General features: G+C 63.3%; 24 protein-coding genes, 4 tRNA genes and 2 rRNA genes. 3 read left to right on the top strand and 27 right to left on the bottom strand.

Annotated elements, in window-relative coordinates; all coding sequences use genetic code 11:
- From rho to Q0629_RS01570, 25 genes are all read right to left on the bottom strand, one after another.
- Positions 1-1,047 (bottom strand): transcription termination factor Rho (rho, locus tag Q0629_RS01690; protein WP_298778127.1); only part of this gene is annotated, 1,047 nt, incomplete at its 3' end.
- A gap of 587 nt (positions 1,048-1,634) precedes the next feature.
- Positions 1,635-1,958: a hypothetical protein gene (locus Q0629_RS01685; RefSeq protein ID WP_298778125.1), complete on the bottom strand. Its 324-nt coding sequence runs from the start codon at positions 1,956-1,958 to the stop codon at positions 1,635-1,637.
- Between the two features lie 124 nt (positions 1,959-2,082).
- Positions 2,083-2,985, bottom strand: a complete 903-nt coding sequence (locus tag Q0629_RS01680) for a glutamate cyclase domain-containing protein (protein WP_298778121.1) — start codon at positions 2,983-2,985, stop codon at positions 2,083-2,085.
- A 1-nt stretch (position 2,986) separates the two neighbouring features.
- Entirely contained in the window at positions 2,987-3,943 is a 957-nt protein-coding gene (gene pfkA, locus Q0629_RS01675; protein ID WP_298778117.1) for a 6-phosphofructokinase, read from the bottom strand.
- 24 nt (positions 3,944-3,967) lie between these two features.
- Positions 3,968-4,717: a hypothetical protein gene (locus tag Q0629_RS01670; protein WP_298778115.1), complete on the bottom strand. Its 750-nt coding sequence runs from the start codon at positions 4,715-4,717 to the stop codon at positions 3,968-3,970.
- Between the two features lie 150 nt (positions 4,718-4,867).
- Positions 4,868-5,968, bottom strand: coding sequence for a flagellar biosynthesis protein FlhB (gene flhB, locus Q0629_RS01665; protein WP_298778113.1), 1,101 nt, complete (start codon positions 5,966-5,968; stop codon positions 4,868-4,870).
- Positions 5,950-6,744 (bottom strand): flagellar biosynthetic protein FliR, encoded by a 795-nt coding sequence (locus tag Q0629_RS01660; protein ID WP_298778111.1) that lies wholly within the window; start codon positions 6,742-6,744, stop codon positions 5,950-5,952. The genes flhB and Q0629_RS01660 overlap by 19 nt, the downstream gene beginning before the upstream one ends.
- A 19-nt stretch (positions 6,745-6,763) precedes the next feature.
- Positions 6,764-7,039, bottom strand: a complete 276-nt coding sequence (gene fliQ / locus Q0629_RS01655; RefSeq protein WP_298778108.1) for a flagellar biosynthesis protein FliQ — start codon at positions 7,037-7,039, stop codon at positions 6,764-6,766.
- Positions 7,040-7,099: 60 nt separating this feature from the next.
- Positions 7,100-7,945 carry a flagellar type III secretion system pore protein FliP gene (fliP, locus tag Q0629_RS01650; protein WP_298778107.1) on the bottom strand — a complete coding sequence of 282 codons (846 nt, stop codon included), beginning with the start codon at positions 7,943-7,945 and terminating at the stop codon, positions 7,100-7,102.
- A gap of 408 nt (positions 7,946-8,353) precedes the next feature.
- The gene (locus Q0629_RS01645; protein ID WP_298778104.1) at positions 8,354-8,716 is read right to left on the bottom strand and encodes a response regulator; all 363 of its coding nucleotides are present in this window, start codon (positions 8,714-8,716) and stop codon (positions 8,354-8,356) included.
- A 225-nt stretch (positions 8,717-8,941) separates the two neighbouring features.
- Positions 8,942-10,060 (bottom strand): flagellar motor switch phosphatase FliY, encoded by a 1,119-nt coding sequence (gene fliY / locus Q0629_RS01640; protein WP_298778102.1) that lies wholly within the window; start codon positions 10,058-10,060, stop codon positions 8,942-8,944.
- Complete coding sequence (gene fliM / locus Q0629_RS01635; RefSeq protein WP_298778100.1) at positions 10,053-11,060, bottom strand: flagellar motor switch protein FliM; 1,008 nt, start codon at positions 11,058-11,060, stop codon at positions 10,053-10,055. Before fliM ends, fliY begins: the two co-directional genes overlap by 8 nt.
- Before the next feature lie 146 nt (positions 11,061-11,206).
- Positions 11,207-11,668: a flagellar basal body-associated FliL family protein gene (locus Q0629_RS01630; RefSeq protein WP_298778098.1), complete on the bottom strand. Its 462-nt coding sequence runs from the start codon at positions 11,666-11,668 to the stop codon at positions 11,207-11,209.
- A 17-nt stretch (positions 11,669-11,685) separates the two neighbouring features.
- Positions 11,686-12,414 carry a flagellar motor protein MotB gene (locus Q0629_RS01625; protein ID WP_298778095.1) on the bottom strand — a complete coding sequence of 243 codons (729 nt, stop codon included), beginning with the start codon at positions 12,412-12,414 and terminating at the stop codon, positions 11,686-11,688.
- A 2-nt stretch (positions 12,415-12,416) separates the two neighbouring features.
- Positions 12,417-13,193 (bottom strand): motility protein A, encoded by a 777-nt coding sequence (locus tag Q0629_RS01620; protein WP_298778093.1) that lies wholly within the window; start codon positions 13,191-13,193, stop codon positions 12,417-12,419.
- A gap of 34 nt (positions 13,194-13,227) precedes the next feature.
- Positions 13,228-13,467: a flagellar FlbD family protein gene (locus Q0629_RS01615; RefSeq protein ID WP_298778091.1), complete on the bottom strand. Its 240-nt coding sequence runs from the start codon at positions 13,465-13,467 to the stop codon at positions 13,228-13,230.
- 275 nt (positions 13,468-13,742) lie between these two features.
- Positions 13,743-13,817: transfer RNA gene (locus Q0629_RS01610), tRNA-Gly, on the bottom strand.
- A 13-nt stretch (positions 13,818-13,830) separates the two neighbouring features.
- A tRNA-Phe gene (locus tag Q0629_RS01605) sits at positions 13,831-13,906 on the bottom strand.
- Between the two features lie 24 nt (positions 13,907-13,930).
- Positions 13,931-14,007, bottom strand: a tRNA-Asp gene (locus Q0629_RS01600).
- Between the two features lie 9 nt (positions 14,008-14,016).
- Positions 14,017-14,091, bottom strand: a tRNA-Val gene (locus tag Q0629_RS01595).
- A 95-nt stretch (positions 14,092-14,186) separates the two neighbouring features.
- Positions 14,187-14,891: a lipid-binding SYLF domain-containing protein gene (locus Q0629_RS01590; protein WP_298778088.1), complete on the bottom strand. Its 705-nt coding sequence runs from the start codon at positions 14,889-14,891 to the stop codon at positions 14,187-14,189.
- Between the two features lie 45 nt (positions 14,892-14,936).
- A complete protein-coding gene (locus Q0629_RS01585) occupies positions 14,937-15,887 on the bottom strand; it encodes a Ppx/GppA family phosphatase (protein ID WP_298778085.1) in 951 nt (316 codons plus the stop codon).
- A complete protein-coding gene (locus tag Q0629_RS01580; RefSeq protein ID WP_298778082.1) occupies positions 15,880-17,085 on the bottom strand; it encodes a YibE/F family protein in 1,206 nt (401 codons plus the stop codon). The genes Q0629_RS01585 and Q0629_RS01580 overlap by 8 nt, the downstream gene beginning before the upstream one ends.
- Entirely contained in the window at positions 17,072-18,052 is a 981-nt protein-coding gene (locus tag Q0629_RS01575; RefSeq protein WP_298778078.1) for an RluA family pseudouridine synthase, read from the bottom strand. Before Q0629_RS01575 ends, Q0629_RS01580 begins: the two co-directional genes overlap by 14 nt.
- Positions 18,049-19,107: an HD domain-containing protein gene (locus Q0629_RS01570; RefSeq protein WP_298778076.1), complete on the bottom strand. Its 1,059-nt coding sequence runs from the start codon at positions 19,105-19,107 to the stop codon at positions 18,049-18,051. The genes Q0629_RS01575 and Q0629_RS01570 overlap by 4 nt, the downstream gene beginning before the upstream one ends.
- A 205-nt stretch (positions 19,108-19,312) precedes the next feature.
- Here Q0629_RS01570 and dcd point away from each other — a divergent pair, with 205 nt between their 5' ends.
- The 3 genes from dcd to Q0629_RS01555 all read left to right on the top strand — a co-directional run bounded on the left by dcd (position 19,313) and on the right by Q0629_RS01555 (position 22,433).
- Positions 19,313-19,843 (top strand): dCTP deaminase, encoded by a 531-nt coding sequence (gene dcd / locus Q0629_RS01565; protein ID WP_298778073.1) that lies wholly within the window; start codon positions 19,313-19,315, stop codon positions 19,841-19,843.
- Positions 19,844-19,904: 61 nt separating this feature from the next.
- The gene (locus Q0629_RS01560; protein WP_298778071.1) at positions 19,905-20,780 is read left to right on the top strand and encodes an NAD(+)/NADH kinase; all 876 of its coding nucleotides are present in this window, start codon (positions 19,905-19,907) and stop codon (positions 20,778-20,780) included.
- 3 nt (positions 20,781-20,783) lie between these two features.
- A complete protein-coding gene (locus tag Q0629_RS01555; RefSeq protein WP_298778068.1) occupies positions 20,784-22,433 on the top strand; it encodes an AAA family ATPase in 1,650 nt (549 codons plus the stop codon).
- A gap of 116 nt (positions 22,434-22,549) precedes the next feature.
- On the opposite strand, the gene rrf is transcribed toward Q0629_RS01555, so the two are convergent.
- Positions 22,550-22,665, bottom strand: a 5S ribosomal RNA gene (gene rrf / locus Q0629_RS01550).
- Between the two features lie 56 nt (positions 22,666-22,721).
- Positions 22,722-23,047: ribosomal RNA gene (locus Q0629_RS01545) — 23S ribosomal RNA — on the bottom strand; the annotation flags it as partial.

Genomic DNA, 23,047 nt, shown 5'->3' with positions numbered 1-23,047 from the left:
GAACTCCTCGTAGATGACGTCGTCCATGCGGCTGCCCGTATCCGTCAGGGCCGTCCCGATGATCGTCAGGCTCCCGCCCTCCTCGAAGTTTCGAGCGGCGCCGAAAAAGCGCTTCGGGAAGTAGAGCCCGGAGGGGTCCAGACCACCCGACAGGGTGCGGCCCGACGGTGGGACCGTCAGGTTCGAGGCGCGGGCCAGGCGCGTGATCGAGTCCAGGAGGATGACGACGTCGCGCTTCGCCTCCACCAGGCGCTTCGCCTTCTCGATGGCGAGGCTGGCCACCCGAATGTGCTCGTCCGCAGGGCGGTCGAACGTCGAGGCGATCACCTCTCCGTCGATGGAGCGGGAGATGTCCGTCACCTCCTCGGGGCGTTCGTCGATCAGGAGGGCCATCAGGATGATGTCCGGCGAGTTCGCGGAGATGGCCTTGGCGATGCGCTTCAAGAGTGTCGTTTTGCCCGCCTTGGGGGGCGAGACGATCAGCGCACGCTGCCCCAGGCCGATGGGGGCGAACATGTCCACCAGGCGCGTCGCCCAGTCTCCAGGGCCGGAGTCCAGGTTGATTCGGACGTTGGGGAAGATGGGCGTCAGGTGGGCAAACATCGGACGCCGGCGGGAGGACTCGGGGTCCGAGAAGTTCACCGTCTCCACGCGCAGGAGCGCCTCGTAGTGCTCCTGGTCCCGCGGCGGGCGGATCAGACCCCAGATCACGTCCCCATTCCGAAGCCCGAAGCGTCGAATCTGGGACAGCGAGAGGTAGACGTCGTTGTCCGTCGGCAGCATCCCCTTGGGCCGAAGGAAGCCGAACCCCTCGGGCAGGATCTCGAGCGTCCCGCCGCCGAAGCGGTAGTTCATGCTCTCCGCCTGGGCCTTCAGGATAGAGATGATCAGGTCGTCCTTGTGCATCGTAGTGGGCCCCGCGACGTTGAACTCTCGTCCAATTTTCCGAAGGTCCGTAAGGGTCTGGGCCGCGAGGTAAGCGTAGGTGTGTTTGGGCTTCGGGTGGGGCGTCACCTCGTGAACCGACGCGCGGGCGTAGGGGGCCAAGGGCTCTTCCTGTTCGTCGGGGGCCGGCTCGGCAGGGACCGGCAATTCCGGGTCCTCGCCGGGCTGGACGCCCTGCATCTTAGGCACGGGGTCCTTCCCGTACGCCACTGTTTCCTCCGTGGGGTCCTCGGTCTCCGGCGCCTCCTTCGGTGCCTCGGACAGCTCCATTGCCTCCGTCCTCCGGACGTCCGGAAGGAGCAGGAGCTGTTGGGGGGCCTCCGCCTCCTCCACTTTTTTCGCCGCGTTCTTCGGCGGCCTGCCCCGCGGACGACGCACTTTCACCGCGGCGCTCTCCTCCGCAGGGGAGGGGCTTTCCGCCTCTACAGACTGCGTCACCTTCGCCTCTTCAAGGGCCTCTGCAGGCTCCTTCACGCGCGGCGGTCGCCCCCTCCTGCGAGGGGCCGCTGCCTTCTCGTCAACGACCTTCACCATAACCGTTCCATGTCCTGTTCGCTGTACTTCATCGTCTTTCACCTCAAACTTCATCTTCAATCGAGCATCTTAAAAAATAAAACTTCGGGGAACGCCCCTCCGAAAAAATGGCCGATTTTTCGTCGCGTCGATTCGCGCCGGCCCCAGGGGCAGCGTCAATAGATCTCAAAATGAAAGTTCGGCATGATTTCGGTCAAGCACTGGATCGTGACGGTGTACATCCCCCGCGGCAGCGGGGAGCCGTCCTCCTTCAGCAGGCAGTACATCCGAGTGCCCGACGGCGCGGAAAGTTCATAGGTTTCCGACTGCACCCGCTTCTGTCCCCAGTCCCAGGAAAGGTCCATCGAGCTGTTCGCCTCAAGACAGCTGTAATCGAAGCGCACGAACACCTGTCTTGCCCCATAGGGGAAGCGCGAGGCCGTCCCCGCCAGGAAGCGGCGATCGTCGAAATCGACGCTGACCGAAACGTTGGAGATCATAAAGCCCTGTCGCGGATTGAGGCTGTTCTTCCGAACCACCCAAAAGGACAGGATCGTAAGCGCCACCGCAAAGGATATCAAAAGCAGAGGAAAAAAGGATTTGTGCTTCACCGGGCATCACACTTCAGGCATGATTTTGTCTTTTTAAGAACGTCTTTTCCGCAGCGATACCATACCAATCTTTGAGCTGCACCGTCACCCGCTCCAGCCGCTCCAACGAAAACCCATCGACGGAGAGGGTGCGGCAGCCCGTCGTTCCGTCCACCGCTCCCGCGCCGACGGCAGCCCTCAGAGCCCGTTCCTCCTCGCCGGGGGAGAGCCCCACCCACCGGCCCGAGGCGGCGGACAGGAGGGCGGCCAGCGCGTACCCACCCCAGTTAGAAACGTCCACGGGGAGGCAGACGGTTGCGGGCACGCGGGACAGACAGCGCGCATACTCCGGGAGCAGCCGCTTCAGCGGCTCGTAAAGAGCGCCCATTCCGGCCTCGTTGCCCCCGTCGCCGATCCCGATGACGGGAAGTCCGTGTTCCAGAGCGCGGACGGCCAGGTCGTCCAGGGGCACGACGGAGGCCGAGATGTCATTCCCCCTCATGTTGTAATACCGTCCGTCACCGGCGCACCCCGGACGTTCCAGGAAGATCAGGAGGTCCGCTCCTTCCAGCGCGGCGGGGTGAGGGCCGTCCATCGCTGCGACGGGAGGACCGCCCAGCGCGGCGGAGCAGGCGGACAACACGAGGCTGTTGCGGGAATCCGTCACCAACTGCACCCTCCGGCCCAAAAGCTCCATGGCCCGCCCCAGGGCAACGCTCCCCGCGGGGCCGTCCGTTTCCGGAGCGCCGGCCGACGCGATAAAGAACCCCGTCACGATCGTCACACCCTCAGCCGCCAGGCAGAGGGCCAGGGCCTCCTCCCAACCGGAGGGATGGGAGAGGGCGGGAACCTTTCGCCCCCCCAGGTCCGAGGCGACGATCCGCAGGAGCGCAGCGACGTCAAGGCCTCTGCAGGCCGCCCCTTCCCCGGCGCACATGTCAGTTCATCTTGTGGACCAGGTTCAGCAGCTCCGGGCTCAGGCTCTTGTGCTCGGCCCAGGAGCGTTCCAGGTCGCTCAGGACCAGCTTGTGGTTCACGTTCCCCACCATAAAGCCGCTTTTTCCGATCAGCAGGTTGTCCGTAGCAAAGGCCCCCATGCGGGTGGCGAGGACGACGTCAAAGGACGTGGGGCTTCCGCCCCGCTGGATGTACCCCAGCACCGTGACCCGGGCGTCGTACCCTCCCGTGTCCTGGAGCTTGTCCCGCATCTCCGTGGCGGACATGACCCCCTCCGCCAGGATGATGAGGGTGTGGCTCTTGTGCTCCGCGTGGGACTCCCGAAGCAGCTTGCAGAGGTTGCCGATGCTCAACGGGATCTCTGGGACGACGGCGTACTCCGCGCCGGAGGCCACCGCGGTTTCAAGCGCCAGAAAGCCTGCGTTGCGCCCCATAACCTCGACGATGAACAGGCGGTCGTGGCTGGAGGCCGTGTCCCTCAGGCGCATGATCGCCTCAAGGGCCGTGTTCACCGCCGTGTCGAAGCCGATGGTTTCGTCCGTTCCCGCCACGTCGTTGTCGATGGTGCCGGGAATGCCGATGACGGGCATCCCCATCTCGTGCAGCGCCTTCGCACCATGGAAGGATCCGTCCCCGCCGATCACGATGAGGCCCTCGATCCCCGCCTCCTTCATCTTCAGGAGGGCCGCCTCACGCCCCTCCTGGGTCTTAAAGCGATCGCTGCGCGCGGTCTTGAGGATCGTGCCGCCCCGATGGATGATGCCCCCCACGGAGGCGCGGTCCAGCAGCTTGAAGTCCCCTTCGATCAACCCTTCATAACCCCGCATGACGCCGATGCACTCCTTGTCGTTGTAATGACAGGTGCGGGCCACCGCACGGATGGCTGCGTTCATGCCGGGCGAATCCCCTCCGCTGGTCAATACGGCGATACGATCCATGGCGTTCTCCTTCCTTTCCTCGAACTACCTGCCCTGCAGCTCATCGATGCGGGAATTGACCTCGCTCAACTCCTGGTCGATGGAATCTACCTGCAGCTGAAGCGCGCCGCGCTCCTTATTCAGTTTCTCAAGGCGCTTGATCAGGCGATCCAGCTCAAGCCGGTCCATGGCCTTGCCGTCCCCCAGGGCCCCCTCCACGTCCTTTGTGATGTCCCAGACCCACATGGCGTCGCCGCGGGGGGAGATCGCCTGACTGATGGCGCCGTCCAGGACGAGGCGTATGTCCTTCGCCCCCTTGAGGAGCTCTGCGCCCGTCTTGGGGTCGTACCGCGGAAACCAGACCATCCCGTCCCGATCCCCCAGTATCTTGACGTTGAACCGCTTGTCGTAGTCCGTGGGGTCGTAGCGCTTGTTGCCGATCCACAGGCTGATGTGACGGTCGAAGGGCTGAGCGTACATGGGAAGGCCCTCCACGTAAAGGGTTAGCTGAAAGGCGATGGCGTCGTGGAAGTTCAGCGTCTTCAGGAGCGTGTACTTGTAGTTCTCCGTTTCGTCGCGGGTCCAGAGGTTCTTCTCCGCCTCGGCCTTCACAAGGGCCTCGACGTACTCGTTGGAGTAATAGACCACGCTCACCTTCACCCTCTGTGCCCCGTCACGAGCCGCAAAGTCGCTGGCGCGCGTCCACCTCGCGAGTTCCGGCGAGTCGGCCGCAAAGGCCGCCTGGGGAACGAAGCATATCGCAAGCGCCAACACAAGCCATGCTGTCTTTTTCATGTTTGAATGATTTCCCTTCACAAAAATAAAGAAGATAGAATTTCGAAAGATAAAGTTCAGAGCGGATAACGCTTCGAACGCAAACGCCAACAGGACTACGGCATGATTATACAACAGAAACGCGCGTTTCCGCCGCTTTTTTCACTTTTATTACGACGCCCTGAGCCGGTAGACCATCGCGAGGATCTCCGCAACGCTGCGGTAGAGGTCCTGAGATATCTCATCCCCCACCTCGACGCCTCCGTAGAGCGCCCAGGCCAGGGGCCTGTCCTCGACCACGGGGACGCCTGCGGCCTCCGCGAGCTCTCGGATCTTCTGGGCCACGAAGCCCTTGCCCTTCGCCACGACCTGAGGCGCCTTCATCAACCTTCGATCGTAGAGGAGGGCCACCGCCAGCGTCGTCGGGTTCGTGATGACGACGTCCGCCTTGGGGACGTCCGCCATCATGCGCTTCTTGGCCAGCTCCCGCTGCTTCTGGCGGATCTTGCTCTTGATCTGCGGGTCCCCCTCCATCTGCTTGTACTCCTCCTTGATCTCCTGCCGGCTCATGCGGATGGAGCGCTCGAACTCCCAGCGCTGGTAGAGGTAGTCAACCAACGCCATCGCCAGCAGCATCGCCGCAAGCCGCATGGAGAGCGTCCACAGCATGTCCCAGAAGGAGGCGGCGCCGTGCACCAGCGGCATCTGCATGGCCCTTGAGGAGGCGGGAAGGTAGTTCTTGATCGCGGAGTAGATCACGACGGCGAAGACCCCTGCCTTCAAGAGCCCCTTCAAGAGCTCGACGACGGAGCGCAGGGAGATGATCTTCTTCATTCCGCTGATGGGGTTGAGCCGCCCAAAATTGGGCTTGAAGGGCTCGCTGGTCATCGTCCAGCCCACCTGACAGATGACGGCGGCAGCAGAGAAAAAGGCGATCAGGCACCCCAGGGGGAGCCAGGCGATGAAGAAGTCCTTCACGACCTCCCAGGAGAGGTAGTGAAACCACCCGTCCTGTTCCAGGGCCGCATCCCCGACGAAGCTCAGAGAGAGCCTCAGAAGGCGGCTCATCACACGCCACATGAAGGCCCCCAGGAGCGCCAGCCCAAAGAGCCCCGTCAAGAGCCCCACGGCCGCCGTCAGGTCCTTGCTCATGCACACCCTGCCCTCGGAGCGCACCTTCTCGCGCTTCCGGGGCGTCGCGGGCTCCGTGCGCTCCTGGGCAAAAAACTGGATGTCAAAGGCGACGCGGCACCTCACGGCGCAGAGCTCCAAGACAGCACCCCCTCCAAGGCAAACTCGATCCAGCGCTCAAACTGAGTGTAGATCAGGTCAACGGTCAGCGGCAGGACTGCGGCAAGGACCATAAAGCCCAGCGCCACCTTGATCGGGAGCCCAAGGACGAAGATGTTCATCTGAGGGACCGTCCTCGCCAGAAAGCCCAGGCCGACGTCCGCCAGGACCAGCGAGCAGAAGAAGGGAAGGGTGATCCGCATCGCCAGGATGAACAGGTCCTGAAGCCAGGCCCCCACCTCGATCAGGTTGGGCGGGAACGGCAGGAGGCGCCCCACGGGGGCCAGCCGCACGCTCTCCATCACCGCCTGAATCATGAGGAGGTGTCCGTTCCAGTGGTAATAAAACCACAACCCCACCAGGAATTCCAGCTGCCCGATGATGGAGCTCTCGGTCTGCGTCGTCGGGTCCAGTACCTGAGCCATGGAGAAGCCGATCACCGTCCCCACCTGCTCTCCCGCCACGCGCAGCGCCACCAGCGGCAGTGCGGAGAGGAAGCCGAGGGCCACTCCGATCAAGAGTTCGCGAACGCCCAGGAGGGCGATGGAGAAGACGCTGTCGAAGTAGAAGAGCGGGACCTCCGCGCCGCCCAACGCCCCCGTCGCGGAGAACGTTAGGAGCACGGCAAAGAGATAGCGCACGGGCGTCGGGGCCATGACGGCAGTGAACACGGGGGCGCTGAACACGAGCCCCACGAAGCGAAGATGAAGGAGAAGACAGACGATCAGCAGCTGGGCCGGCAGCTCGATCCCCCTCATGAAAAAGCGCCGCCCCGCATCACTGGATAAAGCGCTCCAACTGCCCCAGGATCTCCCGCGTCATCACGAGCATCCTCTGCCCCATCCAGGGGGACAGGAGGACGATGCAGACGAACACGGCCAATATCTTGGGGATGAAGATCAGCGTCTGCTCCTGTATGGAGGTGGCCGTCTGGAGGATGCCGATCAAAAGCCCCACGCTCATGGCCACCAGGAGCACGGGCAGAGATACGATCAACATGGTCCAGATGGACTGGCTTAGGAGATCAAAAAGGCTCAGGGTCGTTTCCGCCATCTTCGGGTACCTCCTCTCTTACCGTGGCCTCCAGGGGAACGGGAGCGCCGCCGTCCTGCATCAGGGGACGTTGGCAAAGCTCTTCAGAAGGCTCAGGACGACCAGGTTCCAGCCGTCGGCCATGACGAAGAGCAGGATTTTAAAGGGCAGGGAGATCATCATGGGGGGGAGCATCATCATCCCCATCGCCAGAAGGACGCTTGAAACCACCATGTCCACCACGATAAAGGGGATATAGATGACGACGCCCATCTGAAAGGCCGTCTTGAGCTCACTCAGCATGAAGGCAGGGATCAGGACGCGCGTCGGCACCGCGTCCTGCGACGCAGGGCGCTCGGTCCCGGACATGGACACCATGAGCGACAGCTCCTCCTGGCGCGTATAGCGAAACATGAACTCACGGATCGGCGTCATCGTACTCTGCCAGGCCTGGGGGGCGCTGGCGGCGCCCGAAAGGTATGGCGCAAGCCCCTCCTGATAGACCCGATCCCACACCGGGTACATGGTGAAGAGCGTCAGGAAGAGCGAGAGCCCCGCGATGACCTGTTGGGGCGGCGACTGCTGAAGCCCTATCGCGCGCTGCACGAAGCCCAGGACCACGATGATGCGGGTGAAGCTCGTCACCATGAGGAAGATCGCCGGAACGACGCTCACCACAGTCATCAGAGCCAGGATCTGCAGGGAGAGCGCCACGTCCCGCGGGGAGTCCGCCGGCGTGACGCCAAACTGTATCGTCGGGAGCGGCACCCCGGAAAGCGCCTCCGAATCCGCGGCCAAAGCCGGAAGGGCAAGCCCTGCGCTCAAGACGAGGAACGCCGCGAGCGCCAGGATGAGGGGGAACCCTCTAGCGCGCGCCATCTTCCGTCCGTTTCGCTGGAGCGTTTCCCGCGCCAACCCATTCCTCATACTTCCACCTGCCCATCAGACAAGTTCCCCCCGCCCCAGAGGTAAACGCGACGACGTCGGGTCCGCAGCGCAACACAAAAAAGACATCCTTACCCACGGGTAAGGACGCCAAAAGCTTAACGGCCCCGTCATCTCTTACCCCCTCACGCCTCCTCCGCGCAAAGCGCACCAGGAGGGCGGCGGAAAGCATCAGAAGAACTAAGGCAAGCGAAACCCGAGTTAGGTAGGACACAAGGCTGGGGTCTGCGATCACTTATTCTCCCTCAGGCACCGACTTCTCCGTAAGGTTTCAATAGAACATAAAACAACTGCGCCGCCATCCGCGATCACCGCTGCGACGGCGCACACGAAACTCCGGCCTTCCGGCGGCCTTCGTCGCCAGGGCAGCGGCGAAACGCCCCTTCAGATTCAGGAGAGGACCTTGGTGATGGCCTCGATCACGCGCTCCGGCTGGAAGGGCTTGACGATGAAGTCGTTGGCGCCCGCCTGGATCGCCTCGATGACCATGGGCTGCTGCCCCATCGCGGACACCATCACGATCTTGACGTTAGGATCAAGGGCCTTGATGGCCTTAACAGCGTCAATGCCGTTCATCTCCGGCATCGTGATGTCCATCGTCACAATATCGGGCTTGTACTTCTGATACGCGGCGACCCCCGCCTTGCCGTTTTCAGCCTCGGCGACCACCTCGAAATTATTCTTCTGAAGGATATCCTTCAGCATCATTCGCATAAAGGCCGCGTCATCGACGATAAGAACTTTCTTGCCCATCCTGTGATCCCTCGCTTACGTCAAAATCTCTCGCGCAAGGCCGTCAGTCCCTGCGCCTGATAGAGAAAAGGTCTTCATAAAAAACTAAGATCAATGGACGCCCCGCCAATGGAGCAACCACACGACGCATTGATTATATCATGAAAAATCGTCCGGCAAGCGTTCGCCGCAAGAAAGCCACACACCGGGGCGAGAGCTTTCGTGGCTCAGCCCTTCGGCCTGGGCCTAAGAGGCGGAACGCACTCCTGCCGCGGCTCCGATGATGTCCGTAATGCGCACGCCGAAGTTCTCGTCGATGACGACGACCTCGCCCCTTGCGATCGGCTTCCCGTTCACCAGGATGTCCACCGGCTCGCCCGCCATCTTGTCCAGCTCGATGACCGACCCGGTCGTCAGGGCCAGGACCTCCGAAACGCTCTTGCGCGTCTTGCCAAGCTCCACCGTCACTCGGACCGGGATGTCCGCGATCATGTCGATGGGGCTCGCCGCACCGCTGGCAGCCGCACCCCCCAGGGGTTGAAACGCAGCCGGATGCACGTCCACGATGGGGGCGGGCTGCTGCGCGGCCCGCGGAGCCGGAGCGCCCATGGGTGCCCTCATCCCGCCTCCGGACTGCGCTGGAGCGGACGCGGCGGGCGAAGGCGCTGCCGTCGCCGCTTCCTCCGGCTGCTTTGGCTCCTGCTCGCCAATGATCTCCCGCATCAGCCCCACCATCTTGAGGGCTGAGTCCAAAGGCAGCGCAACCCAGATCTTGAAGGGGTCCAAGCCCTCGATCTTCACCTCGATCGGGCTCATCCAAAGCTTCGTTTCCGGAGCCATGGAGGAGAAGGCCAGCCAGTCCCCCGACGCCAGCCCGGAGTTCGTGTTCTCTGGGATCAGGCGCTTTCCCCCCAGCAGGCCGCTCAGGCTCGTAAAGGAGGAACCCACCACCTGGCTCAGTCCCTCCTGGGCCGCGTTCAGGTAGAGGTCGCTGGGCTCTTCCGGCAGGTCCTTCCCCTCGCCGCCCATCATGAGGTCCGCAAGGGTCAGGGCACCCTTCTGCTCCACCGCCAGCGCCAGCGGGATATCGTCAAAGCCCCCGAACGTCGCCGTAAAGAGGAAGGGGCCCTCCGGCAGGCTGCCCCGGAAGTCCGCCTGCGTCACGACCTCCGCATCGTTGACAGCGGTGTCCACCTCCTTGCCGGACAACATGCCGATGACGCTGCTCTCGGCGCCCGCGAAGATCGAGGATACCTCGCTGAGCAGGTGGGAGTCCTCCATGGAGAGGTCCGAATCGTCCCCACCGCCTAGGTCGCCGCCGGAAAGCAGGGCGTTAATTTCATCCTGACTAAGCAGATCATCCATCTTTTTCCTCTCCCTCTGACGACTCGTCCGTAGATCGCTTCAGGATCCGGGTCAGTTCCACCGCGAGGCGTCCTTCGACGGTCCCCGGCTTCGCCATAAAGCTCACCCGGTTGCCCACCCGAACGGCGACGTCGCTGTCCTTCGTTTCGTCGAGCTTGATCACGTCCCCCGCCTGGAGGGCATAGACGTCCGACAGGCTCAGGATCGTGTGCCCCAACTCCAGCGCCAGGGGAACCTTGACGCGGTGCATCGACGAGAGCAGGTTCCGCTGCTCCTCCTCGTCCCGTTCATGCTTCGTCGCGGCAAACCACTGCTGTGAGGAGAGCTTGTCGACGATGGGCTCCATCAGGAAGTAGGGGAAGCAGAGGCTCATCATCCCCTCGAGATCGCCGACCTTCAGCTTCAGGATGACGAGGAGCACCATATCGCGCGGAGAACATATCTGCACGAAGAACGGGTTGCTCTCCATGCTCTCGAAGCGAAAGCGGACGTCCACCACGGTGCTCCAGCTGTCCTCCAGGAGCTCCAGCATCCGCATCAGCACGCGCTCAATGACGGTCTTCTCGATGTCGGTCAGCTCCCGCAGCTTGCCCGTGAAGTTCCCCTTGCCGCCCAGCATCCTGTCGATGATGGCGAACACGAGGTTCGGGTTGATCTCGAGGAGCATGTTGCCGTCAAAGGGATGCATCTCGATCATCCCGATCACCGTCGGCTGCACCAGGGAATTCAGAAACTCCTCGTAGGCCAGCTGATCGACCGAGGCCACCTCCGCAGAAACGATGGAGCGGATCAGCGTGGACATGACCGTCGTCAGTTGGCGGGCAAAGGCCTCATGGATCATCTGAATGGCTCGAAGTTGATCTTTGCTGAACTTATCCGGTCTTTTGAAGTCGTAGACCTTGAGGTTCCGCTCGTCGGCCTTTTCAGCCATGGAGTCGATATCCACGTTACCGCTCGTGAGAGCGTTTAAGAGCGAATCGATCTCGCTTTGTGACAACACATCAGGAGTCAGAAGTCCTCACCTGCCTTCCGGGGACGCAGCCCCGAAGAAAAACTACGTATTCAGGATATCACACCTGCCGCCGTTTTTCGCAGCCCCGACACAACAAAAACCAAAAATCTTTCTCCGTTGCCTTGTTTGAATCGTTATTGAAGCACGAAGGATTCAAAGAGCACCTGAGCGATGGGGGCCTCCCCTCCCACGTTGGGAAGGATGGAGTTGAGCACCCTCTTGATGTCCCCCTGAAACTGGACCGTCCCCTCCGCGCTGTTGAGGTCGTCGTAGGTCTTGTCCTTCGCGATGAGGAGGATCTCGTTCTTGATCCTCACGAGCCACCCCATGTTCTGAACGGCGGCGGCGATCTCCTCCTTCTTGTTCACGAGTTCCAGGGACACGGTAAAGCTCACGACGTGCCTGCCGGCGCCGGCCAGGTTGCTGGTGAACTCGCCGATGGTCACGATGGGCCCCGGTTCCGCAACCTCGCGGGCCTTGGCGGCTCCGCCCTCGCCGCTGCCGGACGCCATCGTCCTCCCCAGCATCAGGCCTCCTCCAAAGCCCGCGCCGAACATCACCAAACCGATAACGACAAAGATAATCATCCGTTTCATGTTGATCCATCAACCCCTTAGCGTTTGGGATACTCCGAGAGGAACACGATCTCGACCCTGCGGTTCAGGGCGCGGTGCTCCGGCGTGTCGTTGGGCACCATCGGCTGGTTGGGGCCGAAGGCGACGGCTTGGAGCTTCAGTGGGTCGAAGCCTCCATCCTGCTCCAGGTAGGACGCCACGACGGCTGCCCGCATCGCGGAGAGCCCCCAGTTGTCGCGATAGATCCCTCCCAAGAGAGGCGTGGCGTCCGTGTGCCCCTCTACGGCCACCGCCGGGACCTTGTCCCGCACCAGGGAGGCGATCTTGAAGAGCACCCGCCGCCCCTCGGGCTTCACCTCCGCGCTGCCGGAGTTGAAGAGGAATTGATCCGAGATGGAAACGGAAACGCCGCGCTGGTTGATCGTCACCTGAATGGACTTGCCCAGCCCTTCGGACCGCAGGTAGCTGTTGATCGTGTAGGCGACGTGCTGGGTATCCAGCTCCACGCTGGGCGACGACCCCGCGTCCACCCCCTGCTCGCCACTCTGGTTCGGGTCCGTGGACTCCTCCGTGGTCACGCCGCCCTTTAAAACCCCAAGGGAACCCCTGAGGGAGATCAGCGCCTTCTGGAACTTCTGCGCATCGATGGAGGACATGGCGAACAGCAGGATGAAGAAACACAGGATGAGCGTCACCATATCTCCGTAGGTGCCCATGTAGAAGGGGGCGCTCAGCCCCGGCGGCTCCGGCTTCTTCTGGCGCGCCAAGGCTACTCGCCCTCCTTCTTCTCAAAGCTGCTGCGGAGCTTGGGGGGAAGGTAGACCTTCAGTTTTTCCTCGACGATGCGGGGGTTCTCTCCGGCCTGGATGGCCAGGATCCCCTCCACCATCAGCTCCATGGCCACGACCTCCTGGGCGGAGCGGGCAGCGAGTTTCTTGCCGATGGGGATGCCGAACATGTTGGCCATCATGGACCCGTACATCGTCGTGATGAGGGCGACGGCCATGTTGGGCCCCAGGGAGCTGACGTCCGCCAGGTTCCCCAGCATGGCGATGAGACCCACCAGCGTTCCGATCATTCCATAGGAGGGAGCGAACTCCGCGATGGTGTCGAACACGGACTTGTTGGCGGAGTGGCGGTCCTCCAGGACACCGATCTCGGTGTCCAGGATCGCCCGCACCAGCTCAGGGTCCGTGCCGTCCACGACCAGCTGAATGGACTTCTTCAGGAACTCGTTGTCCAGCTCCGCCACGTCGCTCTCCAGAGCGAGCAACCCTTCCCTGCGGGTCTTTTCGGCGAAGCTGACGATCATCTGCACCATCCCAACGAGGTTGGGCTCGTGGGAGACGAAGGTGCTCTTCAGTCCGCCCCCTATGGCTTTCAGCCTCTCCGCAGGGTTTGAGAGGATCGTCGCGCCCAACGCGCCACCGATCGTGATCATCATTGAGGGGACGTCGATGTAGGCGCCGAAGTTCCCTCCCCCAGCCATGGCAGCGAGGACCAGAATCCAAGATATGAGAAATCCAACGATACTCGTTAAATCCAAAGCCTATTCACCCCTAGTCCAGCAGCATGCTCCATCACGATCCCGCTCCTTCGGAATCCTCCGCCTCGTCCGCAGAATTTGCAACGATGCAGGCGTACCCCGCCAACCTTCGAAACGCAACGATCTTCTCGCAGACCTCGTCGATCCCCTCGCGCACAATATAGCGGTGGCCGTTCAAAAGCCGCACCACGGTATCAGGCGTCACGTTGATGGTTTCAATCATATCAGAGTTCAGCAAAAAACGTTCGCCGTTCAGGCGATGCACCTCAATCATCGCTATATCCCCTTCCCGCCCTCCTCCCGAAGGAGAGGCGCATCCCGCCTCCGCAGGAAGCACGCTGAGGATACCCTGCTGGGATACCTTGTTGATTGTATATGAAAATCCGTAAAAAAACGAGGTCCACTAAAAAAATTTTAGGCTTTTATAATGAGGAGGCATTGTTTCCATTCCAAGCTATCGAAAGTCCTCGCCCCGCTCCTGACTATTCAGGGGATACCCCATAAAAAAACAGAGGCCCCGCTTCAGCAGGGCCTCACTCTTTTAAATTCTGGAGCGGAAGACGGGATTTGAACCCGCGACCCCAACCTTGGCAAGGTTGTGCTCTACCCCTGAGCTACTTCCGCATTTGCTCCTACCTGGTGGCGGGACCCAGAATCGAACTGGGGACACGCGGATTTTCAGTCCGCTGCTCTACCATCTGAGCTATCCCGCCTCATAAACGAAAAACAACTGAAAATGGCGGGGCCGACGAGACTCGAACTCGCGACCTTCGGCGTGACAGGCCGACACTCTAACCGACTGAGCTACGACCCCGCTTTTCATTGGTGGGCGAAACAGGGTTCGAACCTGTGACCCCCTGCGTGTAAGGCAGGTGTTCTACCGCTGAACTATCCGCCCTCAAGCACGAAAGATAGTATACCTACCCCTGTCGTTTCTGTCAAGCAGGGCCGCAAAGTTTCGGGCGCGGCTCGCTCCGCCTCTTAAAGTGGGGCCTATCGCGCCTTCTTGGCCAGGTTGTCCAGGGCGCCCGTAAGCGGCAGGATTCGCTTGTCCTTCGCCGGCTGCTTCAGGGCGTCGTCCGCACTGAGCTTCTTCTTCCAGTAGTCCTCGTTGCGCTTGACGCTGACGCTGATCACCGAGCCCTCCAGCGACACTCCGGCGAAGAGGCCCTTCGTCATAGAGTAGCTGTAGATGGAGGCCTTGGCCTGCGCGTCCGTCGCCGCCTCGGCGCGGCGCCCCGTGGGACCGGCGGCCACGGACACGTCGGCGCCCAGCTTCGTCCGGCTGTTCAGAAACGCCCGGACCCCGTCCTCGTTGGTCACAACCAGGACGAGGGATATCTTCTGGGCTCCGATCTGCAGCCCCAGGGACCCTCCGCCCAGGTTGTAGTAGCTGGGGCCATACCACCGCCCCTTCTCACGACGCAGGATCAATCCCTCGCCGTACTCGCCGCCGATGATCAGCCCCGCCTTGACCATCGCCGGGACGATGGCCACCGCACGGGCGTCCTTCAGGACGTCCGCCATGGCGTCCGCGTCCTCCTGCTTCGCCATGTCACGCAGCACCTCGATGGAGTCGCTGATGATCCCCTGAGCCGATGCCGCCCAGGCCCTGTCTGCGGCAGAGGCAAAGACCGCCACCGCCAGAAACGCCGCCAAAAACGCGCAAAACCCCTTACGAACCTTCATGATGCACATCTGTTTTCCTCCTCCTCCAGGGGCCACAGGCCCCCGAAACTGTTACTACACTTCAGAACACAGCCCCTCGCACCTCTCGAGGAGCACACCGTGACGCAGGCCGTTGATGCTGAGGGTGAAGGACTCCACGTCCAGAGCCCTCAAGGCGCCCAGGATGATACAGGCGCTGCCCAGGACGATGTCCGCGCGGGAGGCCGGCAGGCCCACGATCCTCCGCCGCTCCGCCAGCGGGAGCGATGAGTAGAGCGCCATCTGTTCCGCGACGTCCTTTCGGGTCAGCATCATGCCGTGCAGCCTCGTGGGGATAAATGCCGGCGAGCCGTCCTTGACGGAGCCTATGGCGACGGCGCCCCCTCCAAGGCCCAGGACCGCCGGCGCCGCCCCTGGGTGAACGCGGACGATGCCGTTCGCGCTCAGGACCTCCCGAACGCAGGCCATGGCCTCGTCCAGGGCGGCCCCCGAAGGTGGGTCCTCCGCGAAGAAGCACTCCGTCAGGGAGACGGCTCCCACGGGAACGCTCTGAATCCTCTCGATGGCCCCCCGCCGGCCGAAGACGAACTCCGTGCTGCCGCCACCGGTATCGAACAGGACCAGGTTCCCCCCATTTCGGGCGAAGTCCGCCGAGGCTCCCTTCCAGGAGTAGCTCGCCTCTTCCTCACCGGACAGGATTCGAATCTCGAGCCCCGTCCGCCGGCGGACCAGGGACAAAAACTCGTGAGCGTTGACTGCGACGCGCAGGGCCATGGTGCCCACCAGACAGGGCTCCGCGCCCATCCTTCGGGCGCGGCCCACCATCTCCGCGACGACCCGCGCGGCGTTGCGCATCGTCTCCTCCGGTATCGCCCCATCCCGGAGGCAGTTTCCAAGGCGCACCACCTCCGTGGTGTCCAGGAGGACCTGCACCCCCCTGGCAGCGCAGCGCCCCACCCTCAGCTTGATGGAGTTGCTGCCGATATCCACCGCCGCGCAGACCCTGCCCCCTCCGGAGCTACCCATCCCGATCCTCCCCCGCGCCCTGCCGGCGGCGGTTCCAGCCCTCCTGCACCACGAAAAAGAACGCCGTCGTCGGGATGGTACACAGGAGCCCCACGGTTCCAGCCAGGCTCTGCACGATCTGCTGGCCGATGTAGGGGTCGTTCAAGATTCCCAGCAGGTTGGCTCCCGCGCTGCTGATCAGGATCGCCATCGGAAGCGCGCTGCCCAGGTAGGCCAGGATCAGCGTGTTGATCATGCTTCCCAACACCTCGCTGCCCACGCTGATGCCCGCCGTCCAGAGCCGCCGCAGGGGGATGTCCGGCGCGTAGCTCACCAGCTCCGCCATGGAGGCCGTCACCGAGACCGCGACGTCCAGCACGGCTCCGATGGCGCTCACCAGGATCGAGGCCAGGAGGATGCCCTGCATGTCGATCCCCGGAAGGGTGGAGGCCAGGAGGGCCGCCCCCTCCCCCGCAAGTCCCGACAGTTGCCACCCCCATACCATAAACGCCCCCAGCAGAAAGCCGCAGCCCGCCCCGCTGAGGCTCCCCAGGAGGGCAGCGCTGCGGTAGCACGAACGCCGGACGACGCAGAAGATCGTGGCCGACGAGACGAGCAGGATCGCGGCGAAGGCCGTGGCCATAGGGCTCCACCCCCTGGTCATGAGGGGGATCATCCCCCAGATCAGCACGACCAGTGAGAGGGCAAGCCCCGCCAGGGCCCAGAAACCGGCCGCACCGGTGAGGGCGAGGAGGCAGAGACACACCGCCACGACAAAGGCCACGAGCGATGGAATTCGGTAGGCGTCGGCGATGGAGTACTGCACCTCACCCCCCTCGAAGACGTCATGGACCAGAAGGTAGCACCGTCCCTCGATGGGATCCAATCCGCTCCCATCGAGCCGGACGACCTTGACGTTGGCCGTCACTCCTCTTTGCTCCCCCGTGAGGATCAAAAGCGTGAGCTGCCGCTGAAGGGTCGGGAAGCTCTCCTGCTCTCCAGGGGCGGAAGGAACGGGAGTCTCCGGTCCCATGCCGAGGACGCGGACGATCAGGGACTCCTGGCTGTTCCACATCCGCGTCGTCCAGTAGTCCGTTCCCTCATAGACCGCCACCGCCGCCGCCAGGGACACGAGCAGGCGCAGCAGCATCAAGCCCAGGACATGCCCCCTCTTCCCCAGGAGACGACGCATCGAGGGCTTCCTCTCATTCGTCCCCATTTTCGTCCTCATCGGGGCAGATCGGGTCCGCCGGAAGCGCCCACTCCCGGTCCTCCGCGATAGCCAGCATGTCCTCCGGCACGGGGGCGCGGAACGACCGGCCGGCCAGCTCCCGAAGGGCGGAGTTCAATCCATCCGGGAAGCTCAGCTCAAGGGCGTGCAGGAGGGGCCGTCGGGCCGCGGCGCGCCAGAGGCGGTTCGCCTCGAAGTCCCCGTACTTCCGGTCCCCAAGAATGGGGCAGCCGATGTGAGCCAGGTGGACGCGGGCCTGATGCGTCCGGCCCGTGAGCAACTCCAGCTCCACCAGGGAGAGCCCCCCGCCCGAGGCCAGACATCGGCAGCGAGTGCGGGCGCTCTTTCCTTCCGGAGAAACCCGCACCACGTTGGCTTCCGAATCCTTCAAGAGGGGAACGTCGATCTCCTCCAGCTTGCGGGACGGCTTGCCCACGACGACCGCCAGGTAGCGCTTGTCCGCCAGGCGCTCCCTGAAAGCGTCCTCAAGGGCGCGCAACGCGTCACCCCGCAAGGCCACGATCAGCACGCCCGTCGTGTTGCGGTCCAGCCGATGGACCGCCGTCGGAGCGAAGCCCGGAGAGCCGCCTTCCGCCGCACCCAACATACTCCAAACCCGCGTAATGACGCTATCCCCGCCCTTGACGTCGGGCTGTACCAGAAGGTCAGCCGGCTTGTTGACCACCAGCGCACCGTTCCCACGCCACAGGATGGGTACGGTGCCGCGGCGCGGGACCACAGGGCGCCCGCCCGGCGCCTCCCAGGGAACCCAGAGCTCCTGCCCTCCCTGAACGCGGGCCCCCGGTTCCCTGACGCGGATCGAGTCCAGACGCACCTCGCCCTTTCGGATCGCCCGCATGATGGCCGACAGGGGCAGTTCGGGCCAAACGGAGCGCAGCGTCCGATCCAGCCTTCTGCCGTCGTGGTCCTGGCTCAGGCGGAGGCTGAAGCTCATTCCGGCCCATCCCCCGTCCCCTCGCCTGCAGCGGCCTTCGCCGGCAGGCCGCGCCAGAAGCGGCGCTCCAGCAGGGGAATGTAGTCCGTCGTGTCATGCCCTGCCTCCAGCCCGTCGATCTGCGAGCGCCAGCAGAACATCTTGAAGTCCAGGTCGTCCGAGGCGGCGACGATCAAAGCCTCCTGGGTCGCGGGCAACACGGGGGAACCGTACTCGCGCCGGCCATGGTGGCTCACGATGATGTGTCCCAGTGCCAAGGCCACCTCGCCGTCCAGCCCCTCCTGCTCCGCCAGCGCCATAAAGCGATGGTACCCCAAAACGATGTGCTCCGCCACGTTGCCCGGAATCGTCATCTGCGGCGCGGGGCTGAGGGCATAGCTGTCCAGCTTGCCCAGGTCGTGAAGCAGGCCACCGGCCGTCGCCAGGTCCACGTCCACCGAGTAGCCCCTTTCCTCGTAGTGCCGGGCCAGCGCCTTCGCCCCCAGGGCGACGGCCAGGGAGTGCTCCAGGAGCCCCCCGACGTAGGCGTGGTGCATGGAGACAGCGGCCGGCCAGGCCATGAACTTCTTCCACAGCCCGTGCTTGAAGAAGACCGCTTCCAAAAACGACTTCAGGGGCTCGCGCATCTCCGCCAGAAGCGCGCGGAATTCGCCCTCCATCCTCTCGTCGGACAGGGGGGAGCGTCGGACGAAGCTGTGGGGCGGGTACTTCTCCTGATCAACGTAGTAGACGTCGTTGAAGTTGTACTGGGTCTGTTCCCGAAACTCCGAAACCTTGCCCTGCAGCCCCACCGTGGCCCCCTCAAACTTCAGCTCGCCCAGGTTCAAGGGGTCAAGGGGGTATCGATCCCCTCCCGACAGGTTCCACCAGTTGGAGCCGCCCCAGATCTTCCCCTCCAGGTCCCCGGTTCCGTCGGTGATCGAGATATCCCAGAAGGGCTTGTCGTTCCTGTCCTTCTTGCGGGTCAGCCGGGATACGACGCCCAGGACGTTGAAGGTGGCGTCCAGCGGAAGCTGCCGAACCTCTATCACCGTTGCGTTCTTCTTTTCTTTCATCTGCGTTCGATGTCCTCTTCCCTTTTTCTCGTGCGGCCCCGGCGATGCGTCCTGCGCGGAGCCGTTTCACCTAAGAATTATATATGATTTTTGTGGCATCTCCTCTCCCGCCACCCTCCGGTCAGGGGAAAACGGGTACAATAGACGAAGGGGCGGTGCGCCGTCCCCTCATCCCTGCGCCAGGGCGCGGAAGGAGTTTTTCGACATGATCCTCTCCGGAAGGGAAATCGTGCGGGAGATGGGCAGCGGCATCGTCATCGACCCCTTCGACGAACGAAGGGTGAACCCCAACAGCTACAACCTGTCCCTGCACGGGGAGCTGCTCGTCTACCGGAACGAGGTCCTCGACATGAAGACGCCGAACGCCACCGAAACCATCCGCATCCCGCCGGAGGGCCTGACGCTGACGCCGGGGCGGCTCTACCTGGGGCGCACAGCAGAGTACACGAGGACGGAGAAGTACATCCCCATGCTGGAGGGCCGCTCCTCCACAGGGCGTCTGGGCCTCTGCATCCACGTCACGGCGGGCTTCGGCGACATCGGCTTTGCGGGCTACTGGACGCTTGAGATATTCTGCATCCAGCCGGTGCGCATCTACGCGGGGGTCGAGATATGCCAGATCTACTACCACACCATCGCGGGGGAATACGACCTCTACAAAAGCGGCAAGTACCAGAACAACCGGGGGATCCAGCCCAGCCTGATGTACCGTGAGTTCCAGCGGGACCGCGGCTGATGTTTCACTTTTACCCCGATCCCCGCGGCACGGAGCGCGGACACGAAATGGAGGACCCGGCATGAACGACCTGGGGATGATCGTCAACCTGCATAAGCCGGAGGCGGTGGAGATGGCGCGGCGCCTCCTGAGGTGGGGACAGGCGAACGGATGCAGCTTCCTGCTGCCGCACTTGGAGGCCTCGGCGCTGACCGCAGCGGGGCTGAGCGACGAGGAATGGCTGAACACCGTCAAGCTGGCCGTCGTCATCGGCGGCGACGGGACGTTCCTGCGCGCCGCGCGCTACGTCCTGGACTCGGACATCATCCTTCACGGCATCAACCTGGGCCACCTTGGCTTTCTCGCCTCCAGCAAACCTGAGGAGGCGGAGTGTGACCTGAAGAGCATCCTGGAGGACCGCTTCGACGTCCTGAACCGTCGCGTGCTGCGCTGCGTGCTCTACCGCGACGGCGTCCCCCGCTACACCGTCTACGCCCTGAACGACGTGGTGCTCTCAAAGAACGCCATCGCCCGCCTGTTGCACATCGAGGTGCAATTCAACGGCCGCTTCTTCTGCATCCTTCCCGCCGACGGCGTCATCATCTCCTCCCCCACCGGGTCCACCGCCTACGCCCTCTCCGCCGGCGGGCCCATCATCCCGCCACATCTGGACAGCATGTTGCTGGCCCCCCTCTGCGCCCACACGCTCTACTCCCGCCCCCTGATCGCGGCGGCGACCGACCGGATATCCCTCATTCCCAGGAGCAGCTCCAGGGACATCACCCTGACCCAAGACGGGCAGTTGGCCTACGAGGTCTTCACCGACGACAGGATCGACGTCGATCTGCCGCCGGACAAGCTGCTCCGCACCGTGGTCCTGCCGGGGCGCAACTTCCTGGACCTCCTCCAGGAGAAGCTCGGCTGGGGGCAGAGCAGGCCGGGCGTCAACCGGGAGTAGCCCATGCTGGAGAGGCTGACCCTGTGGAACATCGGCGGCATCCGAAGGGCGGACCTCGCCTTCGGACGGGGGCTCACCGTCATCACCGGCGAGAGCGGAGCGGGCAAGAGCAGCGTCGTGCGGGCCATCGAGCTGGTGGGGGGCAAGAGGGGCGAGGTGCAGCTGCTGCGGGCGGGGGAGGACGAGGGGGGCGCCGAGGCAAGCTTCAGGACCGATGCCCGCTTCCCGGAGCTCTCGGACGCCCTTCAACCCGAGGAAGGAACCCTCCTCGCCCGGCGGACCCTCCTGAGGGGCGGCCGCGCCCGATCCTCGCTCCAGGGCCTACAAATCCCCCTCGCCACCTATTCCGTCGCAGCGGCCCAGCTGCTCCGAATCCAGAGTCAGTTCGCGCAAATGGAGCTCCTGGACGATGCTCGACAGCTGGCCATGCTGGACTCCTGCACTTCCAGGGAGGCGCGCGATACGGCCCTTGAGCTGTGCCGCGTCTTCGACGAGGCGAGGGCCCGCGGCCAGGAGCTGAGGGCGATGTCGCGCCGACGGGAGGAGATCGAACGCCGGTACGCCAACGCCCAGGAGGTCTTGGGCCTCGTTCGGAAGGTGGCGCCGGAGCCGGGACTGGAGGCCGGGCTTGAGGCATCTCTGACGGGGCTGGCCCGCCGCATCGCCCGCCGGGAGCGGGCTCAGGAGGCCCTGAACCGGCTCTTCGGAGGCCTCTCCGAGTCGGGGCTTCTGGATGGGGTTAAAAACGCCGTCGAAACGTTTGAGGAGCTCCTGCCGGACGAGGCCCGTCAGCGCGTTCAGCAGCGGTTCCGAGAGGGGCTTCACGCGATAGAGGAGGCCGTGGAGGAGGCACGGGAGGAGCTCAGCGGACAGGAGGAGGACGCGGGGGAGCGGGACCGCCTGGAGGCACGGCTTGGGGCTTTGCGCCGACTGAAGCGCCTGTCCGGCTCTGCGGACGAGGAGGGCCTCCTGACCTACTGCCAGGAGGCCTCGCTCAACCTTGAATGGCTTGAGAAGAGCTACCCAAAGCTTGAGGAGCTCACGGGGGAATCGTTGAAGCTGCGCAAGCGGGCCAATGCGCTGGCCATGGAATTGAGGCGCAGCCGTCAAGAGGCCGCTGCCGCGCTCTCGCAGCGGGTCAACGCACTTTTGAAGGATCTAGCCATGGAGGGGACCTCCTTTGAGCTGCACCTGCGGGAGCTGGGGAAGCTGCGGCGGGACGGCGCGGATGAGGCGGAATTCGCCCTGCGCGACGGTACGAGGGTCGGGCGCGTTGACAAGATCGCATCGGGCGGCGAGCTGAGCCGCCTCTTGTTGGCGCTGCAGCTCTCGCTGCCCCAGGAGTGGACGCCGCCGACCCTGGTGTTCGACGAGGTGGAGGCCGGGCTGGGCGGAAGGGCTGCCGTGCTGTCCGGCATGAAGCTGAAGGAGCTGTCCCGAAACGCTCAGGTGATCTTGGTGACCCACGAGGCCTCCATCGCCGCGTTGGGGGACGCTCACGTCCTGATCCAACGCGCTGGAGGCGAGTCGCAGATCGAGCCGATAGAGGGGGAAGCGCGCGTGCGCGAGATCGCCCGCATGCTCTCCGGCTCACCCGACCTGACCGAGGCTCAGGAGCACGCCCGCAAGCTTCTGACGGAGGGCCCGTGGTGAGGAGGTAGGAATGAATTTTAGAGTTTGAAGGGCTGGTGACGGAGAAGAAGGGATAGGTATATAAAGCAACGGAGGGAGCTGAAGTATTTTCAGCTCCCTCCGTCTTTAAATCAGTTTTCTGGCAGCGACCTACTCTCCCGTGTGTACCCCACACAGTACCATCAGCGCTTGCAGGCTTAACTTCCGGGTTCGACATGGGTCCGGGTGTTCCCCTGCCGCCATGGCCACCAGAAAACAATTCTTTACCCTGCATATACCAACAACCAAACAGAAAACATCGATGATTTGGAGTGCAAAGTTTCGACGTATTAGTACCGGTCAGCTCAACGCCTCTCAACGCTTACACTTCCGGCCTATCTATCCGCTCGTCTTGCGGACGTCTTATCTCTTAAAGAGTCAGGTATCTCATCTTGGAGGGGGCTTCCCACTTAGATGCTTTCAGCGGTTATCCCGGCCGAACATAGCTACCCGGCTTTTGCAGCTGGCGCCACAACCGATACACTAGCGGTTCGTCCATTCCGGTCCTCTCGTACTAGGAACAGCTCTCCTCAAATACCTTACGCCCATGGTGGATAGGGACCGAACTGTCTCACGACGTTCTAAACCCAGCTCAC

The organism is uncultured Fretibacterium sp. (assembly GCF_938030725.1).
In the GTDB taxonomy this organism is placed as follows: Bacteria; Synergistota; Synergistia; order Synergistales; family Aminobacteriaceae; genus Fretibacterium.
This window is presented reverse-complemented; position numbering and strand designations above follow the sequence as displayed.

Coding starts and splice junctions, on each gene's coding strand:
- Q0629_RS01660 (WP_298778111.1), bottom strand. CDS start 6,744: ATGAGGGGGATCGAGCTGCCGGCCCAGCTGCTGATCGTCTGTCTTCTC.
- Q0629_RS01575 (WP_298778078.1), bottom strand. CDS start 18,052: ATGAGCTTCAGCCTCCGCCTGAGCCAGGACCACGACGGCAGAAGGCTG.
- Q0629_RS01580 (WP_298778082.1), bottom strand. CDS start 17,085: ATGGGGACGAATGAGAGGAAGCCCTCGATGCGTCGTCTCCTGGGGAAG.
- Q0629_RS01685 (WP_298778125.1), bottom strand. CDS start 1,958: ATGATCTCCAACGTTTCGGTCAGCGTCGATTTCGACGATCGCCGCTTC.
- fliQ (WP_298778108.1), bottom strand. CDS start 7,039: ATGGCGGAAACGACCCTGAGCCTTTTTGATCTCCTAAGCCAGTCCATC.
- fliP (WP_298778107.1), bottom strand. CDS start 7,945: ATGAGGAATGGGTTGGCGCGGGAAACGCTCCAGCGAAACGGACGGAAG.
- Q0629_RS01555 (WP_298778068.1), top strand. CDS start 20,784: ATGCTGGAGAGGCTGACCCTGTGGAACATCGGCGGCATCCGAAGGGCG.
- Q0629_RS01560 (WP_298778071.1), top strand. CDS start 19,905: ATGAACGACCTGGGGATGATCGTCAACCTGCATAAGCCGGAGGCGGTG.
- Q0629_RS01615 (WP_298778091.1), bottom strand. CDS start 13,467: ATGATTGAGGTGCATCGCCTGAACGGCGAACGTTTTTTGCTGAACTCT.
- Q0629_RS01645 (WP_298778104.1), bottom strand. CDS start 8,716: ATGGGCAAGAAAGTTCTTATCGTCGATGACGCGGCCTTTATGCGAATG.
- Q0629_RS01570 (WP_298778076.1), bottom strand. CDS start 19,107: ATGAAAGAAAAGAAGAACGCAACGGTGATAGAGGTTCGGCAGCTTCCG.
- Q0629_RS01590 (WP_298778088.1), bottom strand. CDS start 14,891: ATGTGCATCATGAAGGTTCGTAAGGGGTTTTGCGCGTTTTTGGCGGCG.
- pfkA (WP_298778117.1), bottom strand. CDS start 3,943: ATGGATCGTATCGCCGTATTGACCAGCGGAGGGGATTCGCCCGGCATG.
- Q0629_RS01630 (WP_298778098.1), bottom strand. CDS start 11,668: ATGAAACGGATGATTATCTTTGTCGTTATCGGTTTGGTGATGTTCGGC.
- Q0629_RS01585 (WP_298778085.1), bottom strand. CDS start 15,887: ATGGGTAGCTCCGGAGGGGGCAGGGTCTGCGCGGCGGTGGATATCGGC.
- Q0629_RS01670 (WP_298778115.1), bottom strand. CDS start 4,717: ATGAAAAAGACAGCATGGCTTGTGTTGGCGCTTGCGATATGCTTCGTT.
- fliY (WP_298778102.1), bottom strand. CDS start 10,060: ATGGATGATCTGCTTAGTCAGGATGAAATTAACGCCCTGCTTTCCGGC.
- Q0629_RS01680 (WP_298778121.1), bottom strand. CDS start 2,985: ATGTGCGCCGGGGAAGGGGCGGCCTGCAGAGGCCTTGACGTCGCTGCG.
- dcd (WP_298778073.1), top strand. CDS start 19,313: ATGATCCTCTCCGGAAGGGAAATCGTGCGGGAGATGGGCAGCGGCATC.